Genomic DNA, 18,993 nt, shown 5'->3' with positions numbered 1-18,993 from the left:
CGGATGGAAGACAGAATGCTGAACAAGACGCTTGTCCCTCAATCGGTCGCTCGCGAAATTCAGACCATGATTCAAAGCGGCAGCCTGAAACCGGGCGAGAAGATCCCGTCGCAGCGCGCGTTTTCGCTGAAATTCGGCATCAGCCGGGCTTCGCTGCGCGAAGCGCTCCTGACGCTGGAGACACTCGGCCTGCTGAAGACCGAAGCCGGTCGCGGTACCTTCGTATCGGACGCGTCGCCGGCCGGATCAAGCCATATGGCGCCCTGGCGCTATTCCGACAGCTATTCGGTCTTTGATGTTTTCCAGACCCGCATCCTGCTGGAGGGCCAGATTGCCAGCCTTGCCGCCGGCCGGCTGATGGCAAACCAGCTCGATCAGATGGAGCGGGCGACGCGGCAGATGGAGGAATGCTGGGCGCGCCAGGACCTGCTCGCCAATGTCGAGGCCGATCTTGAGTTCCATGGGATCATCGCATCCGCCTGCAGCAACGCCATGCTGCGTGCGCTCTACCAGACCGTGCGCGAACAGCTGACCGAAACGCAGCGGCAGCCGATCCCGATCACCGACCCGGCGCGGATGAGCGCCTCGATCGGCGAACACCGGCGGATCATCGCAGCGCTGCGCGTCAACGATCCGGCGCTGGCGCGGCTGGAGATGGAAACCCATATCCGCAACACGGCCCGCTGCGCCGGTCTCGAGCCATAGCCGAGGCCGGAGATCCGGCAGACCCGCGACAATGCCGCCGCAGGCCGGCCGTTGACCTTTCCTCAGACGGACCGCATCAACCCGCCATCGACCTTGATGTTCTGGCCGGTGATGTAGCCGGCACCATCAGAGGCGAGGAAGGCGATCGTTGCGGCGATTTCCTCACTCGTTCCGTAGCGCTTCATCGGGACGCTGTCGCGCCGCTCATCGGTGCCCGGGAGGCTGTCGATCCAGCCCGGCAAGACGTTGTTCATGCGGATATTGTCGGCCGCATAGGTGTCCGTGAAGAGTTTGGTATAGGCCGCGAGGCCGGCCCGGAACACAGCGGATGTCGGAAACATGGCCGATGGTTCGAAGGCCCAGGCGGTCGAGATATTGATGATCGTGCCGGACTTCTGTTTCTGCATGACCGGCGCGACCAGACGCACGGCGCGGATCACGTTCAGGAGATAGACATCCAGGCCGGCATGCCACTGCTCGTCGGTGATCTCGATGATCTGGGCGCGCGGCCCGTGACCGGCGCTGTTTACCAGCGCATCGATCCGTCCCCAGCGCTCGAGGGTCGCGTCGACCAGCCTTGCGATATCATCGGCGGACTGGTTCGACCCGGTGACACCGATGCCGCCGAGTTCCTCCGCAAGCGCCTCGCCCTTTCCGGACGATGACAGGATCGCAAGCTTGAAGCCGTCGGCGGCCAGACGCCGTGCCGCCGCGGCGCCCATTCCACTGCCGCCCGCCGTAACGATCGCAACTTTTTCCTTCGACATAGCCGTCTCCTGTTTTCCTGTTGTTTTGATTCCGCAGCCGATGGCGTCCGAAGCCGGCACACGCTGTTGTCCATTGTCTCGCTTTCACGCATGATTTCAATGAAATTACGTCGGTCGATTCGTGCTGAGCGCAACAATCCGACTGGCAAGTTCTGACTGGCCGGCGCTCCCTCTGGCGCCGACCGCGCTGCAACAGGAATCGGCGCAAAACGTTCCCCTGATCGAGCCCGACGGAGCGGAGCCACACAATTCCTGCATCCTGAAACGCGCAAGGACAGCTTGGTCTTTTGAAAACACTTCAGCCCCTCATCCTGACTTCACGCGTGTCCGACGACGATCTCGCGCCATTCGATCTGCTGCGGCGCAAGCACTTTCCAGCGGACCGAAATTTCCTGCGCGCCCATCTGACGATGTTTCATCGCCTGCCCGGCGAGCACATGCAGCAGATCGTCGAACAGCTGATGGCGGTTGCAGCCGGACAGGCGCAGATGAAGGCCGAGGTCTATGGCCTTCGCCATCTCGGCGCAGGCGTCGCGTTCAGGATTGCCAGTCCGGACCTGCAGGACGTGCACGCCAGGCTGAGGCGTGCCTTCATCCCCTGGTTGGGCGGACAGGACATGCAGACGTGGCAGCCCCACATCACCATCCAGAACAAGGTCTCGAAGCAGGCGGCGGACACATTGCACGCGGCGCTGATGACAGAGTTTCAACCGCATGCGATCGCGATCACCGGCCTTGATCTCTGGCTCTATCAGAACGGTCCATGGCAGCACGAGAGAACGGTTTTGTTTGGCAACGGTCCCTGATGCAGCGCGCAGATCAGCCCGCATGGACAGCCGGAATGGCAGCAACCGAGCGGCGCGCAGAGCGTGGCTATGCCGCAAGCGGGCGAGGGACTTGACTTGTTTGCTGCACCGCACCCATAATCGATGCGCTGCTGTCTAGCGCACTGTGGAGTATGGCCATGGCTTTCTCGGAGGTTCGCAAGCGGGAATTCATCGATGAGACATTTCGGCTGCTGTCCGGCACATTGAAGGCAAGCAGGCTGGTCTTCTATTCGGTTGATGAACATAAGAACCTGCACAATTTCGTCTGTTCGCGCGTGCCGTCGGATTTCATGAAGACCTACATTCGCGAGATGTATGCACACGATCCGCTGCATGTGCGGCAGATCGAGAACGAGCAGCACGCCGTCGTGAAGATGAGCGACGCCGGCCGGTATGCACCGGAGAGCGAAGTCATCATATACCGCCAGTTCCTCGACGCCTTTCAGGTCAACAACACGATCGAATTGATCTTTCAGCGCGACAGCCAGATCTATGCCGGGATCACCGTGATGTGGGCTGCGGGTGACACCCGCCCGACCGACGACCAGTTTCAACTCGCAGATGCGCTGCACCCCTTCATCTCCTTCAATCTCCAGGAGGTGTTTCCGCGATCGAGGGACAACACCACCCGGAAAGCCAATGCCCTTTTGCATCTGACCCAGCGCGAGGCGGAGGTCGCCAGACTTCTGTGCTGCGGCCGCACCAATGCCGACATCGCACAATGTCTGGGGATCGGACTGTCAACGGTGAAGACCCATCTCATCCATATTTTCGACAAGGCCGGCGTCGACAACCGCGCCAGCCTGGTGTCGCGGATGATGCAGCTCAGCTGACATCTGGAAACGAAGAACCCTGCCAAGGCTGCTCTGGACCTGGCGTGTGGCGGTCGCGGCCGGTTGCCGGCCGACGATGCATACCCCTCTGCTTTTGGTTGCAGGCACTCCATTCTTCACTTTCACACCTATCAACCATTCGGTGGATGGACATTATTTAGGCATGCACAAATATTGACCTCCAAGAGTTGACGGGCTGCAGGCATGACGGCTGCGGGCGTCGATGGTGAAAACCATAACCGGAGGATCGGCCATGAACGAGCGGCCCCATATTTCCCTGTCTCAGCAAGCCTCACCCACCTTTGGCCATCCGCTTGATCCGCTCACGGCGGAGGAGCTGGTCAAGGCCGCTTCGATCCTGCGGACGCATTTCGATTTCGGACCTGCCCTGCTGTTCGAGACGATCGAATTGCTGGAGCCCGCCAAGGACGTCGTCCGCGCCTTTGCTGCCGGCATGCCGATCGAGCGCCGGGCGCGCTTCACCGTTCACAAACGCGGCAGCACCGGCCTCTGGCGTGGCCGGCTGGATCTTGGCACCGGCACCATCACAAAGGTCGAGTTTCTTGCCGATGCCCGGCCGATGATCTCGCCGGAAGAATTCATGATGATCGAGGATGTGGCCAAGGCCGATCCGCGGTTCCAGGAGGCCATCCGCCGCCGCGGCATCGAGAACATGGCCTATGTCTGCGTCGATCCGTGGTCGGCCGGTAATTTCTCCGTCCCCGGTGAAGAAAACAAGCGGCTGGCGCACACGTTCGTCTGGCTGCGCATGTCCGATCTCGACAATTACTACGCCCATCCGGTCGAGGGGCTGAACGTCGTCGTTGACGTCGACAAGCTCGAAGTGCTGCGGGTTGACGACCATTCCGCCGCCTCCGGCACCTTCGTTCCGGTGCCCGAGACCCTGATCAACTATGATGCCGAACTGCTGACCGATTTCCGCAAGCCCTTGAAACCTCTGGATGTCGTCCAGAGCGAAGGCCCAAGCTTCACGCTCGAGGGCAACAAGCTGACCTGGGACAACTGGGATGTGCGCATCAGCTTCAACGGCCGCGAGGGCTTGGTCCTGCAGCAGGTCGGCTATACCGTCGATGGCCTGCGCCGGCCGATCCTCTACCGAGTCTCCATGGCAGAAATGGTGGTGCCCTATGGCAATCCTGACGGCGTACACTATCGCAAGAACGTCTTCGACAGCGGCGAATACGGTTTCGGCAAGCTGGTGAATTCACTTGCGCTCGGCTGTGACTGCCTTGGCCATATCCACTACATGGACGTGGTGCTGCCCGACATGATGGGCAATCCGCGCCTGATCCCCAGCGCCATCTGCATCCATGAAGAGGATGCGGGCCTGGCCTGGAAGCATTTCGACTTCCGCTCGGAACGCACCGAGACCCGCCGCATGCGCCGCCTGGTCGTCTCCTCCATCACCACGGTCGGCAACTACGAATATTGCTGCTACTGGTATCTCTTCCAGGATGGCACGATCGAGTTCGAGATGAAGGCGACCGGCGTCATCAACACGACCGCCTGCATTCCAGGCACCGAGCAGAAATACGGCACGGAAGTCGCCCCCGGTCTAGTCGGCCATATCCACCAGCACGTGTTCTGCATGCGGCTCGACATGGAGGTCGACGGCCCCGACAATACGGTGGTGGAATGCGACACCGTCGCCCCGCCGATGGGCCCGGAAAACCCGATGGGCAATGCCTTCTATCTCGAGCAGACGCCGCTAACCAGCGAGCTGAAGGCGCGGCGCAGGGTCGATTTCGAAAAGTCGCGCTACTGGAAGATCACAAATCCCAATGTCCGTAACTGGGTCGGCAAGCCGACCGCCTACAAGCTGGAAACGCCCTCCGCCATTCCGGCCTATACCCATCCGGATGGTCCGTCGGGCAGGCGTGGCGGCTTCGTCTACAACCATCTCTGGGTGACGCCCTACGATCCCGAGGAACGTTTCCCGGCCGGCGAATACATGAACCATTCCACCGGTGCCGAAGGCCTGCCGGCCTGGACGGAAAAGGATCGGCCGACCGACAATACCGACATCGTCGTCTGGCATTCGTTCGGCCTGCACCACATTCCGCGCGTCGAGGATCATCCCGTGCAGCCCTGCGTGCTGTGCGGCTTCAAGCTGATGCCGGTCGGCTTCTTCAACGGCAATCCGCTGATCAACCTGCCGCCGGAAACCAACAAGGCGAGCAAGTCGAACACACAAGGCAGCAGCTGCTGCCACAGCTGACCGGTGGCGGGCCTGGCCCGCCGCTTGTCCTCCTCATCGCTTGTCCGCCTCATCGCTTTTGCGTCTCGCCGGGCGCCTCATCCGCATCGCCTGCTCCACAAGACCGAACGTGCAGTGCCAACCTCGCAATGATTGCCGATGTCCAACCAGAGGGCCCATCCATGACGCGCAGAAACCTCTTGCAGTCCTTCAGCCAGTCCCGGCGCGCCTTCCTGCGCGACACGGTGTCGATTTCGGCCGGCATTGCCGCGGCCTCGATGATGCCGCGCGGCGCCTGGGCAGCCCGCGAAAAGGAAATGAACATCTATTGCTGGGAGGGCTACAATTCCGACAAGGTGCTCGACCCGTTCCGCAAGGAATTCGACTGCACCGTCAAGGCGCAAGGACTGATCTCCGACCCGGAAGCGGTCAACCAGCTGCGCGCCGGCGACACCAAGGTCTGGGATATCATCAACCTCAACAATGCCTGGGGCCGCCGTCAGCTTTATCCGGAAAATCTGATCAAGCCGCTCGACAAGGCCAAGTTCGAACCGCTCTGGGAGATGATGATCCCGGAATTCAAATGGCCGTACAAATGGTCGACCTCCGACGACGGCAACGAACTGCTCGGCATGATCCAGCGCTACGGGCCGTCGGGCATGCTGGTCAACACGGAGAAGGTTTCGGCCGCGACGCTTGAGGACGAGGGCTATGATCTGATGCTCTCCGACGCCTTCAAGGGCAAGTACGCCGTGCTGATGTATGACGACTGGGTGATCATGCATGTCGTGATCGCCGCCGGTTTCAGCCCGTTCCGCGAGCTGACAGACGACGAGATCGGCAAATACGAGACGGTGATGCGCAAGCTGATCAACAATGCCGCCTTCCTGTCCGACGACATGAACGCCATTGCACTGGGAATGATCAACGGCTCGATCGAGGGATCCTTCCCCGGCAGCGTCTATTCGGTCTCGGCCGCACGCTATGACGGCAATCCCAATCTGCGTTGCATCATTCCCAACAAGGGGCCGGAGGAAATGGGCGGCAAGGCCGGCGTCTGCTGGATGGAACTGACATCGCTGGTCAACAATCCGCAGCTGTCGCCGCGCGCCGAGGATTTCCTGGAATATTGCTTCCGCCCGGAAACCGCCAAGAACGTCTCGTTTGCCGAAGGCACCTACAACCCGGTCGGCCAGATGGGCGACCCAAAGGTCATGGCGCTCTACAACACCGAAGAGCTGGATGCCTTCCAGTACGACACGCTGTCGGCAGACATGGCCAAATGCGCCGACTTCGACATCATCCCGAGCTACACGAAGCTGCACGAGATCTTCTCGGCCGCCGTGCGCGAGAAGGCCTGATCGTGGCGGGAGGCCGGCACGCCCGGCCTCCCGTCTCCTCACACGTCTGAACAGACAGATGGGACCGCCTGATGACAGCAGCCACCGGTGACACCGCCAGCGCATCCTCCGCGCCGCCACCCATTTTGCAGTTGCGCGGCGTCGACAAGCTCTTCGGCGAGTTTCCGGCTGTTGATCGCATCAGCCTCGACATCCGCGAGGGCGAGTTCTTCACCATTGTCGGCCCGTCCGGCAGCGGCAAGACGACCATGGTGCGCATGCTGGTCGGCATGGACAAGCCGACCAATGGCGACATCCTGTTGCGCGGCGAACGCATCAACGACGTGCCCGCCAACAAGCGCCCGACCTGCATGGTCTTCCAGTCCCTGGCGCTGTTTCCGCATCGCAGCGTCGGCCAGAATATCGAATTTCCCTTGAAGATCCGCGGCGTGAAGGCAGCAAGCCGCAAGGAGCGTGCCCTGGAACTGATGGCGCAATTGCGCCTGCCGGAGAGCTATTACGGCAAGGGCGTATCGCAATGCTCGGGCGGCGAGCGCCAGCGTGTCGCGCTCGCCCGGGCGCTGGCCTTCGATCCCGAAATCCTGTTCTTCGACGAGCCGCTTTCGGCGCTCGACTACAAGCTGCGCAAAATCCTCGAAAAGGAACTGAAGGACATTCACCGCGAAACAGGAAAGACCTTCGTCTACATCACCCACTCGCTCGAGGAGGCCATGGTGATGTCGGACCGCATCGGCGTGATGAACAAGGGCCGCTTCGTGCAGATCGGCACCCCCAACGAAATCTACGGCAATCCCTCGACCCGCTTCGTTTCGGAATTCATGGGCGAGGTCAATATTCTCGAGGTCGGCCCGGGTCCGGACGGCACCGTGATCGACCAGGCGACTGGGGCCAGCTATCACGCGCCGCCGATCGCCGATTCCTTTGCCGGCGGTTCGCTGGTCATCCGTCCCGAAGACATTCGCTTCCTCGACGACACAGCCTCACCGGCCGCCAACAAGCTCGAAGGCGTGGTCTACAACGAATACCTTTTGGGATCACGGGTTCAATATCAGGTGCGTGTCGGCGATGCACAGGTCTTCCTCGTCGAGAAACTGCGCGAACAGCAATTGGCGAGTGCCCGCGGCGGTCGCGTGACGATCGCCTGGGACGCCAAGGATTCGACCATCTTCCCGACCGCCCGTTTTGCCAGTTGAACGAGCAGCATAGACGAAGGACCGCGTTCATGACGGATGCAAGCGTAAGGATCAGCCATGTTGCGGCGGGGCACAGCCGGGTCTCGCGGGCAGAGCCCTGGCAGGTCAGGCTGGGCACGGCCCTGAGCAAGCCCGGTTTCCTGGCGGCGTTGCCGGTCGGGATCCTTCTGCTGGCTGGTTTTGTGGGGCCCTTGGCGCTGGTCTTCCTCTTTGCCTTCATGCCGCCGCAAACCTTTTCCGTGCTGCAGGCGCCGACGCTTGCAAATTTCCGCACGATCTTTTCCGACAGCTATTACCTGTCCTTCCTGGCCTCGCTGCAGCTTGCCGCCTCCACTGTCGCCATCCTGCTGGTGATCTGCTATCCGCTGGCCATCGCCATGGTGCGGGTGTTTACCCGCAAGGCCGGCATCCTGGCGCTGGTGCTTGCGGCACCGCTCTTCGTTGCCGACAATCTGCGGCTGATGGGCTGGATGCTGTTTCTGGTCAAAGGCGGCGTGGTTTCCGGCACGATGCAGACCTATCTCGGCATTCCCGTGGATTCCATGCTCTATACGTTCAGCGCCACCCTGTTCGGGCTCGTCTACATCAACCTGCCGATGATGCTCTTTCCGATGATCCTCGGCGTCTCCATGGTGCCCGCCCAGATGCGCGAGGCAGCCTTCGATCTGGGCGCCAGCCGCTGGCAGGTGATGAAGGAAGTCGACATACCGCTCGCCATGCCCGGCATTATGATCGGCGCGCTGATCACGTTCATTCTGGCCGCCGGCGCCATCACCGAAGCCAAGGTTCTCGGCGGCACCGCCGTCGTCATGATCGCCCAGGACATTCAGAAGGAATTCACCTTCGCGCAGAATTGGCCGAAAGGCTCGGCCCTGTCGATGCTGATGATCGTACTGGCCGGATCGCTGGCGCTGGCCATGTTCAAGCGCGTCGATCTTGACGCCATCTTCGGCCGCAAGGGATAAGAGGAACACGTTCATGAATGATTTCAGCCACCGTGCCACCTGGGCCTATGGCAGCGCCATGGCCGCGCTCATCCTGTTCATGTATCTGCCGATGATCACGATGGCACTGGCCTCGTTCTCGCGCTCGAAATATTTCAGTTTCCCGGTGCCGAAATATTCCGACAAATGGTATCTGGAGGTCTTTCAGTCCCTGTCGATCCGGGATTTCTTCTGGACCTCGACGGTTGTCGCCATCGCGGTTGCCTGCCTGTCGACGGTGCTGGCCTTCTTCGGTGCGCTGGCCTTTGCGCGATACGACTGGAAGGGCCGGCGGCTGTTCCAGAAGATCATTCTGCTGCCCATCCTCTTTCCCCAGGCCGTGCTGGGCCTTGCTTTGCTGTTGTGGTTCACCGCGCTCGGCATCACGCCCTCCTGGCAGGCGACCGTCTTTGCCCATCTGGTCTGGATCGCGCCGATTGCCACGCTGGTGATCGCCATCCAGGTCTATTCCTTCGATCCGGCGGTGGAGGAGGCCGCCTATGATCTGGGAGCGAGCCGCTGGCAGGTGATGCGGGAAATCACCCTGCCCTTGTTGGCTCCGGGCATTTTTTCCGGCTTCACCTTCGCCTTCTTGCTGTCCTGGGCGAATTTCCCGCTGTCCATGCTGTCGTCAGGGGCCGATTCGACCATTCCCGAATGGGTCAGCGCCAAGCTGCAATCGGGCTACACGCCGCAGGTACCCGCCGTCGGCACCCTGACAATCCTCGCGGCCGCCGTGGTCATGGCCTTCGGCTACCAGATCTCGGCCTTCATGAAGCGGCGTCAGGTAAAGGCCGGCTGAGACGGCAAGCAGCCCTTGGCCCTTGTGATGGCGATCGTTCGCTGACTGGCTCGAGGGACGCTTCGTCCCCGCATGGTCGCCGCCGGAGCCTTGCCGGCATCACGCTGTCGCAGCCGAATACATCCAGGTCAAACCGGCCAGCAGCAAGCCGATGCCGATGCCGTGCGAGACATGGTTTTTCTCGGCAGTTTTCTCCAGCAGCATGGCCCCGAGAAGAAGAGCCATGGCGACGATGTTCATCATGCCAAGAACAAGCATTGTCGCCATCAAAGGGCCGTTGGACTTTGCACAACAGCCGGCATAACGAAGGCCTTCGGCAAACGATACGGACACATGCGCGTCGCCAAGATGTGCCGGGCGGCTGCGGACCGAAATCCTGCGCCTTTGGTCCTGTTTGGCAGGCATCCATTGAAACAAGCCGGCGACAATGACCACGCCTGCGGCCAGAACTCCGGGCGTGCCGGGCGTAGAGACGAGATGGGCACCGATCTGGAGATGCAGGGCCATGTCGATCGTCGCCAGGACAATAGCAAAAATCACCCAGACAGCGCCATAGCCAGCGAAAAAACCGAAACCGGCAGCGGCCGTCCCCTCGGTTCGCAGCATACGCCATGCGGGGGTCGCACAGGGCAGCATCATGGCCAACGTCATCAAGGCTGCCATGCCGCAGACCTGGCTCCAGGCAATCCATGAAAAAGGCGACGGTGCATCCGTGCGACACAGCGACTGCAGGAGTTCAAGGGGGATCCCATCCATCATCAGCAGGAAACCGCCCGCCGCCGCCATTCCAGGGCCGAGCGCCTCGGCGTCGAGTGACAACAGGGCGGTGCGCAGCATGTCGACAACAACCAGCCATCCGAGCCCGACAAAGCTCACCGCCAGCAGGAAGGCGGGTGGAAGGAAGGACGGCAGCGACAAGGGCGACGGCAATCGAAAGGAAGGCATTCGGTGCTTTCCTTTCCAGGCGACCGCTCTTCACATGAGAGACAAGTCTGCCCTTCGGCCAGACGCAGCGCAATCAACCGATCGGTGGAGTGTGATGGGTGGAGGGAGTGGCCGGTAGGGAACAGCGGGAAGACGGGGCAGACAATTCGTCCGACAGCGCGCAAGCGGCCGGCATTTCACCAACGCCGTATGGCCAGCTGCTAGCGAGCGTTTCCGAACGAGGCAATCGTTGCCTCGCAGGCCCGCACGAAATGGGCGGATGGGCCATCGGTGCCGCTTGCCAGGCGACTGACGCGGGCGCCCTCCAGCAGCATCGACAGCGTGTCTGCCAGAAGCTCGGATTGGCCAACGCCCGCCTGTCCGCAGAGCACGACAAGCCGCTGGTGCTGGGCGGTCTTGAAATTTTCGATGACGACATGGGCCGGATGGCCCTGTTCCTTCAGTTCCACGGCGGCATTTGCAAGATCGCAGCCATAGGGCTCGTCCGTCAGACACTGGGCCCGGGCTTTGACCCAGCCATGCAGCTGCGCCATGGCATTGCCGGGATGGGCAATCTCAAGCTCTTCCCAGAACGCCGCTGCCTTTTGAGAGGTGAACCGCAACGTCTCGCAGATCAGGTCGTCCTTCGATCCGAAATGGCGATACAGCGTCATCTTGTTGGTTTCGGCCGCTTCCGCGATCGCATCGACGCCAATGCCGCGAATGCCGTGCTGGCGAAACAGATCGCATGCAGTGGAGACAATACGATCCCGCGGCGCCGGCCGCGTCGGCTGACAGTCCGTCTCCGATTTGACCTCGGAACCGCGTTTGGAATTTTTCTGCGTCATGCTTGTTGACATAGGTGTGACCGGTCGGTAACTATTGCGATGTTACTTACCGGTAACACTACCCGCTATCAAAGTCAAGGACGGCTCCGAACCGGCAAGACGCGAAAGACCAAGGAGACCACCATGTATCAGACCCAGACCGAAATGACCCTCGACGAGGTCCTGACTGATCCGCTGATCCGCGCCGTGATGCGTGCCGACGGCGTACAGATGGCGGAGTTCAAATCCCAGATGCAGGCCGCGGCCAGCGCCATCAGGCAGAAACAAGCCGCCCGGGCATCCTCACGCCAGACCTCCTCACGCGCGGCGGCCTTTCGCCAGCCAGAAGGCAGCTTTGCCGAGGAAGGGCTTTTTGCCGGGCGCAAACGGCGTCTGCTGGCGATGATCCAGCCCCCGGGCGGAGCAAACGACGCGCTATGCGTCGGCTGCCACTGACACCTTTGAAAAACCCCGCTGGTGCCTGCTAACCTGACCCCATGACGTTGGACATCAACATCATGGGGTCAGGTCGCTGCACCAGCGGGGTTTTTTGATCGTGACATGACCGGGAAGTCTCAGCCCGATCAGCTGCGCAGGCCCGGCGCTTCCTGCCCGGTGCGCTCGACATATTCCGTATAACCGCCGCCATACTGGTGGATACCATCCGGCGTCAGTTCCAGCACGCGGTTCGACAGCGCGCCGAGGAAATGCCGGTCGTGGGAGACGAACAGCATCGTGCCCTCATATTCGGACAGAGCCTTGATCAGCATTTCCTTGGTGTCGAGATCGAGATGGTTCGTCGGCTCGTCGAGCACCAGCAGATTGGGCGGATCGAACAGCATGATCGCCATGACCAGCCGCGCCTTCTCGCCGCCCGAGAGAACCCGGCAACGCTTTTCGACATCATCGCCGGAGAAGCCGAAACAGCCGGCCAGCGCCCGCAACGGCGGCTGTCCCGCCCGCGGAAACTGGTTTTCCAGCATTTCCAGCACGGTGCTTTCGCCATCCAGCACATCCATTGCATGCTGTGCGAAATAGCCCATCTTGACGCTGGCGCCGAGTGCGACGGTGCCGAGGTCGGGATTGGTCGACCCGGTGACGAGCTTCAGAAGGGTCGATTTTCCGGCACCGTTGATGCCCATGATGCACCACCGTTCCTTGCGGCGCACGGTGAAATCGAGATCTTCGTAAATCGTGCGGCTGCCGTATTTCTTGTGCACCTTCTTGATGACGATAACGTCCTCGCCGGACCGCGGGGCCGGAAGGAAATCGAATGACACCGCCTGGCGGCGCTTGGGCGGCTCGACGCGCTCGATCTTGTCGAGCTTTTTCACCCGGCTCTGCACCTGCGAGGCATGCGAGGCGCGCGCCTTGAAACGCTCGATGAACTTGATTTCCTTGGCGAGCATTGCCTGCTGGCGCTCGAACTGGGCCAGCTGGTGCTTCTCGTTCAGCGCCCGCTGTCCCTCGTAGAAGGTATAGTCGCCGGAATAGCTGTTGAGCGAACCGCTGTCGATCTCGATGATCTTGTTGACGATGCGGTTCATGAACTCGCGATCATGCGAGGTCATCAGAAGCGCCCCCTCGTAGGTCTTCAGGAAGGCCTCCAGCCAGATCAGGCTTTCGAGATCGAGGTGGTTGGAGGGTTCGTCGAGCAGCATGACATCGGGGCGCATGAGGAGGATTCGCGCCAGTGCGACGCGCATTTTCCAGCCGCCCGAGAGTGCACCGACATCACCGTCCATCATCTCCTCGGTGAAGCTCAGGCCGGCCAGCACTTCGCGGGCCCGCCCATCCAGCGCATAGCCGTCCAGCTCCTCGTAGCGCGCCTGGACCTCGCCATAGCGCTCGATGATTTCATCCATCTCGTCCATCCGCTCCGGATCGACCATGGCCGTTTCCAGCGCATGCAGTTCTGCAGCAACGACACTGACAGGGCCGGCGCCGTTCATGACTTCGGCCACGGCGCTGCGGCCTTCCATTTCGCCGACATCCTGGTTGAAATAGCCGATGGTCACGCCCTTATCGACGGACACCTGGCCTTCGTCGGGCTGTTCCTCGCCGGTGATCATCCGGAAAACCGTCGTCTTGCCGGCACCGTTTGGTCCGACAAGCCCGACCTTTTCTCCCCGGTTCAGGGCGGCAGACGCCTCGATGAACAGGATGCGGTGGCTCAGCTGCTTGCTGATATTTTCGATGCGAATCATGGTTCGTCAAAGTCCGGAAGGGTTGCGGAGCCCTGTTGCCAGGGGTTTTCGAGGCCTGTAGCAGTTTTTTCCGCACTGCACTATCGCTTTGGCGCGCAGGCGCACCATCTGATCACCGTCGCGACGACAGGCGTCTTGAGTGGCTGGGGCTTTAGCGTTAAGTCAGGCGAACCGGCATCTTCGCCGCGTGGCCGGCATGGCACCCTTTGCCGAAGACGGCTTCTGCGCCACACGATGGTTCAATCCGTTTCGACGGAAAACAGGCTCGGGCACGAGCTGGAGAAAAGATGAACGCTTCCACTGGCGATACGCCCGCAGTCCCGGCCGACATGCGCAAGTTCCTGACCCTGCTTCTGGGGTCGGTCGGCGTCGTCTACGGCGACATCGGCACCAGCCCGCTCTATGCCTTCCGCGAAGCGTTGAGGCCGTTCGTGGAGGATGGCGTCAGCGCCGAAGAGGTGATCGGGCTGATTTCGCTGATGGTTTGGACGCTGACCACCATCGTGACGTTCAAATATGTTCTTTTCCTGTTGCGCGCCGACAATGACGGCGAAGGTGGCACGCTGTCGCTGCTGGCGCTGTTGATGAAGAAGACCGGCCGCTACATGCCGGTGCTGTTCTTCGCCGGCATCATCGGTGCCGCGCTGTTTATTGGCGATGCGATGATCACCCCGGCCCTGTCGGTGATGTCAGCGGTCGAGGGCCTGAAGCTGGTGACGCCGGTGCTTGGCGATTATGTGCTGCCGATTTCGGCCGTCATCATGATCCTGCTTTTCATGGTCCAGTCGCGCGGCACGGCCGCCGTGTCGAAGTTCTTCGGACCGATCACGGTGGTGTGGTTCCTGGCGCTCGCCTGGGGCGGCCTGCTCCATATCTCCGACGACTATCAGATCCTCAATGCGCTGAACCCCTTGAACGCAATCTGGTTCATCACCCATGCGGGTTTCGTCGGGCTGATCGTCTTGGGTGCCGTGTTCCTGACGGTAACAGGTGCCGAAGCGCTGTATGCCGATCTCGGCCATTTCGGGCGGAAACCGATTCAAGCCGCCTGGTTCATTCTCGTGTTTCCGGCGCTGGCGCTGAACTATCTTGGTCAGGGCGCCTATGTGCTTGCCAATCCGGCAGCCGTCGAGAACCCGTTCTACCTGATGTATCCCGATTGGGCGCTGTTGCCGATCGTGCTTCTCGCGACGGCGGCTACCATCATCGCCAGCCAGGCGGTGATCACCGGCGCCTTCTCGCTGGCGCGCCAAGCCGTGCATCTGGGTTTCCTGCCGCGGTTGCAGATCACCTTCACCTCCGAAACCAATACCGGCCAGATCTATGTGCCGGCCGTCAACATGCTGCTGTTTGTCGGCGTCATGGTGCTGATCTTCACCTTCGGGGATTCGGAATCGCTGGCCACTGCCTATGGCATATCGGTGACCGGGGCCATGGTCGTCACCACGCTGATGTGCGTGCAGTACCTGCGCTCCGTCTGGGGCTGGTCTGCGGTCACCTCGGCACTGGTCCTGCTCCCGCTTCTGACACTGGAAGTCATATTCCTCTGTGCCAATCTCCTGAAGATCCACGATGGCGGCTGGGTGCCCGTGCTGCTGGCGCTCGCCATCATGGTGGTGATGTGGACCTGGCGGAAGGGATCGCTGATCCTGCGGCAGAAGACGGCGCGCAATGACGTGCCGCTGGAGATGTTCATCAAGTCGATCGAACGCAAGTCGGATCATGCCCCTGTCTCGGTGCCCGGTACTGCCGTATTCCTGACAAGCGTGCCCGACACCACGCCGGCCGTGCTTCTGCACAACATCAAGCACAACCATGTCCTGCACGAACAGAACGTCATCCTGACCGTCACGACCGCCGATGTTCCCTATGTCTCGGATGCGCAGCGGGTGAAGATGACCCGGCTTTCGGAGCGTTTCCTTCGTCTCGAGGTGAGCTTCGGCTTCATGGACGACCAGAACGTCTCGCGGGCCCTCGCGCTCTGCAAAAAGGCGGGCTTCAAGTTCGAGATCATGCAGACCTCGTTCTATCTCGGCCGACGCAACATCATCAGCGATCCGAAGAGCGGGCTTCCGGGCTGGCAGGACAAGCTCTACATCGCAACGGCGGGCATCGGCATCGATCCGTCGGCCTATTTCCGCCTGCCGGCCAACCGGGTGGTGGAGATCGGCGAACAGGTGGTCATCTGAGGAGGCCGGCGGCGTCTGATGAAGGCGGAAGCGGGCTGAACGGCGGGGACGATTGCACAGCGGCTGCGGCGCACTTCAGGACGGTCCAGCCACAAGATGTTTGACGCCCGCTCGTCTACTATGCTTTCACTAAGCGGGCCGTCGGCGCACTCTGCCACACCCAAGGCCTCGGTGCGGCATTGTCGCCAAGGCAAAGGCGTGGTCGTGCAACACGCGCAGAATGTCGCAGACAGGCTGCAATTGTGCGACTGCTCACCCTAAAATCGCGTCCAACATCAATCATTCTCGCAGGCAGGATTGCAGGCTATGGCAGAGTTTCCGTCCAAGGCAAAAGTCGTCATCATCGGGCTCGGCGGCATCGTCGGCGCCTCCATCGCCCATCACCTGATCGAGCGCGGCTGGGACGATATCGTCGGCATCGACAAGTCGGGCATTCCGACCGATATCGGCTCGACGGCGCATGCGTCGGACTTCTGCTACACCACGAGCCACGACTATCTCTCGGTCTGGACGACGCAATATTCCATCGATTTCTTCGAAAAGATGGGCCACTACGCCCGCATCGGCGGTCTCGAAGTCGCCCGCGCCGGCGACGACACCTGGATGGAAGAGATCAAGCGCAAGCTGTCCTCTGCCAAGGCGTTTGGCACCCGCGCCCATTACGTCTCTCCTGCCGAAATCAAGGAAAAGTTCCCGCTGATCGAGGAAGACCAGGTGATGGGTGGCCTGTTCGATCCGGACGCCGGCCTTGTCATTCCGCGTTCGCAGACGGTTGCCGGCAAGCTGGTCGATGCGGCTGAAAAGACGGGAAAGCTCACCGCATTTGCCAATACGCCGGCCCAGTCGCTGATCGTCGAAGGCGGGCGCATCAAGGGTGTCGTCACCCATCGCGGCACCATCATGGCCGATCACGTCATCGTCTGCGCCGGCCTCTGGGGGCGGCTGATCGCCGAAATGGTCGGCGAGGACCTGCCGGTCATGCCGGTCGACCATCCGCTGACCTTCTTCGGACCATACACGGAATTTGAAGGCACCGGCAAGGATATCGGTTATCCGCTGCTGCGCGACCAGGGCAACTCCGCCTATATGCGCGACACCGGCGACCCGAAGACCTCGGAAGGCGGCCAGATCGAGTGGGGCTATTACGAGCAGACCAATCCGCGCATGTGCCATCCGCGCGAACTCCTGGAAAAACACGAGGCACGCCTGTCGCCGTCGCAGCGCGATCTCGACATGGAGCAGATCCTCGAGCCGCTCGAGCGCGCCATGGAACTGACGCCGATCCTCGGCGAGCTCGGCTATAACGAGAGCCATTCGTTCAACGGCCTCCTGCAGGTCTCGGCTGCCGGCGGGCCTTCCTGCGGCGAAAGCCAGAAGGTGCGTGGCCTCTGGTACTGCGTCGCCATCTGGGTCAAGGACGGCCCCGGCTATGGCAAGCTGATCGCCGACTGGATGACCGACGGCCGCACCGAAATCGACCACAATTCGATCGACTATGCGCGTTTCTATCCGCACCAGCTGACCGAAGACTTCATCGCCAATCGCTGCTTCGAGGCTGCCCAGAAGATCTATTTCCCGGCCGTGCACACCCGAGAGCCCTATGCATCGAGCCGCAGCGTCAAGCGTTCGCCCTTCCATGCGCGCGAGGTTGAACTCGGCGGCCATTTCATGGAACTCGGCGGCTGGGAGCGTGCCCATGGCTATGCGGCCAACGCGCATCTGCTGGAGAAATATGCCGACCGGGTTCCCGTGCGCGAGAACGAATGGGACAACCGCCATTTCTGGCGTGTTTCCAACGCCGAGCATCTGGCGATGAGCGAGGATTGCGGCATCGTCAACCTCAGCCATTTCCACATGGTCGACATCGAAGGCCCTGATCATGTCGAACTTCTCGAATGGCTCTGCGCCGCCAAGATCGGCGGCGACGGCAATATCGGCAAGGGCATCTACACCCACTTCCTTGACGACGAGGGCATGGTGCGCGCCGACTTCACCGTCATTCGCATGGCGGATCGCTGCCGGCTGATCAACGGCGCGGACGCCGGCCCGCGCGACTTCCACTACATGAAACGCGTGGCGCAGGATCGCGGCCTCGACGTCGTGATCACCGACGTCTCGGAACACTACACCACGATCGGCATCTGGGGGCCGAATGCCCGCGACACGCTGAAGAAGATCGTTGCCGATCCCACCGCACTCGATCCGGAAAACTTCGCCTTCGCGGCGATCAAGCCGATCGACATTGCTGGCAAACATGTCTCCGCCTTCCGCATCTCCTATGTGGGCGAACAGGGCTGGGAACTGCATATGAAATACGAGGACGGCCTCGCCGTCTGGGATGCGTTGCGATCGACGGGCGTCATGGCGTTTGGCGTCGAGACCTATGCCAATTCGCGCCGCATGGAAAAGAGCCTGCGCCTGCAGAACGGCGATCTGCTCACCCAGTACAATCTCCTCGAAGCCGATCTGGCCCGCCCGAAGGTCAAGGAAGCCGATTTCCGCGGCAAGGCCAAGCATCTCGAATACAAGGCCCGACCGCATCAGCCGGCCATGCTCTGCACCCTTGTGATGACCGAAAATACCGATGCCAAGGGCGTCAAGCGCTATCCGGTTGGCTCCATGCCGGTCATGGATCCGGATACCGGCGAGGTGCTGATCGATGACCTCGGCCGCCGCTCCTACACGACCTCCGTCGCCTTCGGCCCAACGATAGGCAAGAACATCGCGCTTGCCTATCTTCCGCATGCCTATGCCCAGGAAGGCCGCAGGCTTGATGTCGAGTATTTCGGCGAGACCTACCCGGTCGAAGTCGCCGGCGTCGGCTACAAGCCGCTCTACGACCCGCAGAACCTCAAGCCGAAGACCTGATCCTTCCGCCTGCGGACACAGCCCAGCCAGCATTGAATGCCCGCCGCCCAGGCGGGCATTTTCGTATCCGGCTGATAGCGTTCACGCCCTTCGGACACAGCCAAGAGGGTATCAAAGCCTTTTTCTGCAGTGCAGCATGGAATATCGATTGACTCTGTTGAGTGTTTGATGAGTAATTGCCCACGAGCGACGCAAATGCTCATCACTCTTCTGGGAGGAAGATTATGAAATTGAAGACTTTTCTGCTGGGCTCGGGCTCGGCACTGCTTTTCTGCGGCTTTGCCAATGC

The 18,993-nt window shown here is 61.2% G+C and carries 16 protein-coding genes; 11 read left to right on the top strand and 5 right to left on the bottom strand.

The annotated features are described in order from the left end of the window. Positions 1 to 15 precede the first annotated feature (15 nt). A complete protein-coding gene (locus tag AX760_RS15590) occupies positions 16 to 705 on the top strand; it encodes a FadR/GntR family transcriptional regulator (RefSeq protein WP_071833849.1) in 690 nt (229 codons plus the stop codon). Positions 706 to 767: 62 nt separating this feature from the next. Here the strand turns inward: AX760_RS15590 and AX760_RS15585 are convergent, their stop codons facing one another. Then, on the bottom strand, positions 768 to 1,472 hold the full coding sequence (locus tag AX760_RS15585) for an SDR family oxidoreductase (protein ID WP_071833848.1): 705 nt from the start codon (positions 1,470 to 1,472) through the stop codon (positions 768 to 770). A 287-nt stretch (positions 1,473 to 1,759) separates the two neighbouring features. On the opposite strand from AX760_RS15585, the gene AX760_RS15580 reads away from it, so the two are divergent. The 7 genes from AX760_RS15580 (at position 1,760) to AX760_RS15550 (ending at position 9,689) form a co-directional block, all read left to right on the top strand. Then, the gene (locus AX760_RS15580) at positions 1,760 to 2,278 is read left to right on the top strand and encodes a 2'-5' RNA ligase family protein (protein ID WP_071833847.1); all 519 of its coding nucleotides are present in this window, start codon (positions 1,760 to 1,762) and stop codon (positions 2,276 to 2,278) included. Between the two features lie 158 nt (positions 2,279 to 2,436). After that, a complete protein-coding gene (locus AX760_RS15575; RefSeq protein WP_071833846.1) occupies positions 2,437 to 3,132 on the top strand; it encodes a helix-turn-helix transcriptional regulator in 696 nt (231 codons plus the stop codon). Between the two features lie 253 nt (positions 3,133 to 3,385). After that, the gene (locus AX760_RS15570; RefSeq protein ID WP_071833845.1) at positions 3,386 to 5,371 is read left to right on the top strand and encodes a primary-amine oxidase; all 1,986 of its coding nucleotides are present in this window, start codon (positions 3,386 to 3,388) and stop codon (positions 5,369 to 5,371) included. A gap of 161 nt (positions 5,372 to 5,532) precedes the next feature. Further along, the gene (locus AX760_RS15565; protein WP_245295034.1) at positions 5,533 to 6,711 is read left to right on the top strand and encodes an ABC transporter substrate-binding protein; all 1,179 of its coding nucleotides are present in this window, start codon (positions 5,533 to 5,535) and stop codon (positions 6,709 to 6,711) included. 71 nt (positions 6,712 to 6,782) lie between these two features. Then, on the top strand, positions 6,783 to 7,904 hold the full coding sequence (locus AX760_RS15560; protein WP_071833844.1) for an ABC transporter ATP-binding protein: 1,122 nt from the start codon (positions 6,783 to 6,785) through the stop codon (positions 7,902 to 7,904). A 29-nt stretch (positions 7,905 to 7,933) separates the two neighbouring features. Then, positions 7,934 to 8,869, top strand: a complete 936-nt coding sequence (locus AX760_RS15555; protein ID WP_083531207.1) for an ABC transporter permease — start codon at positions 7,934 to 7,936, stop codon at positions 8,867 to 8,869. Between the two features lie 13 nt (positions 8,870 to 8,882). Beyond that, positions 8,883 to 9,689 (top strand): ABC transporter permease, encoded by an 807-nt coding sequence (locus AX760_RS15550; RefSeq protein WP_071833843.1) that lies wholly within the window; start codon positions 8,883 to 8,885, stop codon positions 9,687 to 9,689. Positions 9,690 to 9,788: 99 nt separating this feature from the next. Here AX760_RS15550 and AX760_RS15545 read toward each other — a convergent pair whose 3' ends face one another. Both AX760_RS15545 and AX760_RS15540 read right to left on the bottom strand, forming a co-directional pair. Continuing rightward, positions 9,789 to 10,634 carry a copper chaperone gene (locus AX760_RS15545; protein ID WP_071833842.1) on the bottom strand — a complete coding sequence of 282 codons (846 nt, stop codon included), beginning with the start codon at positions 10,632 to 10,634 and terminating at the stop codon, positions 9,789 to 9,791. Positions 10,635 to 10,834: 200 nt separating this feature from the next. Beyond that, entirely contained in the window at positions 10,835 to 11,461 is a 627-nt protein-coding gene (locus tag AX760_RS15540) for a TetR/AcrR family transcriptional regulator (RefSeq protein ID WP_087149269.1), read from the bottom strand. A 123-nt stretch (positions 11,462 to 11,584) separates the two neighbouring features. On the opposite strand from AX760_RS15540, the gene AX760_RS15535 reads away from it, so the two are divergent. Next, entirely contained in the window at positions 11,585 to 11,896 is a 312-nt protein-coding gene (locus tag AX760_RS15535; protein WP_071833840.1) for a hypothetical protein, read from the top strand. 128 nt (positions 11,897 to 12,024) lie between these two features. Here the strand turns inward: AX760_RS15535 and AX760_RS15530 are convergent, their stop codons facing one another. Beyond that, positions 12,025 to 13,647 (bottom strand): ABC-F family ATP-binding cassette domain-containing protein, encoded by a 1,623-nt coding sequence (locus AX760_RS15530; RefSeq protein ID WP_071833839.1) that lies wholly within the window; start codon positions 13,645 to 13,647, stop codon positions 12,025 to 12,027. Positions 13,648 to 13,976: 329 nt separating this feature from the next. Here AX760_RS15530 and AX760_RS15525 point away from each other — a divergent pair, with 329 nt between their 5' ends. Then, the gene (locus tag AX760_RS15525; protein WP_425348866.1) at positions 13,977 to 15,836 is read left to right on the top strand and encodes a potassium transporter Kup; all 1,860 of its coding nucleotides are present in this window, start codon (positions 13,977 to 13,979) and stop codon (positions 15,834 to 15,836) included. Between the two features lie 306 nt (positions 15,837 to 16,142). Further along, positions 16,143 to 18,704: a GcvT family protein gene (locus AX760_RS15520; protein ID WP_071833837.1), complete on the top strand. Its 2,562-nt coding sequence runs from the start codon at positions 16,143 to 16,145 to the stop codon at positions 18,702 to 18,704. On the opposite strand, the gene AX760_RS27460 is transcribed toward AX760_RS15520, so the two are convergent. Further along, a partial coding sequence (locus tag AX760_RS27460) for a hypothetical protein (protein ID WP_210187263.1) occupies positions 18,671 to 18,993 on the bottom strand: 323 nt, incomplete at its 5' end. The two genes, AX760_RS15520 and AX760_RS27460, sit on opposite strands and share 34 nt — an antisense overlap.

Origin of the sequence: Pararhizobium antarcticum (assembly GCF_001885585.1) — a bacterium.
Lineage (GTDB): Bacteria > Pseudomonadota > Alphaproteobacteria > Rhizobiales > Rhizobiaceae > Pararhizobium > Pararhizobium antarcticum.
The sequence above is the reverse complement of the archived record's forward strand: the minus strand, read 5'-3'. Positions and strand labels throughout refer to the sequence as shown.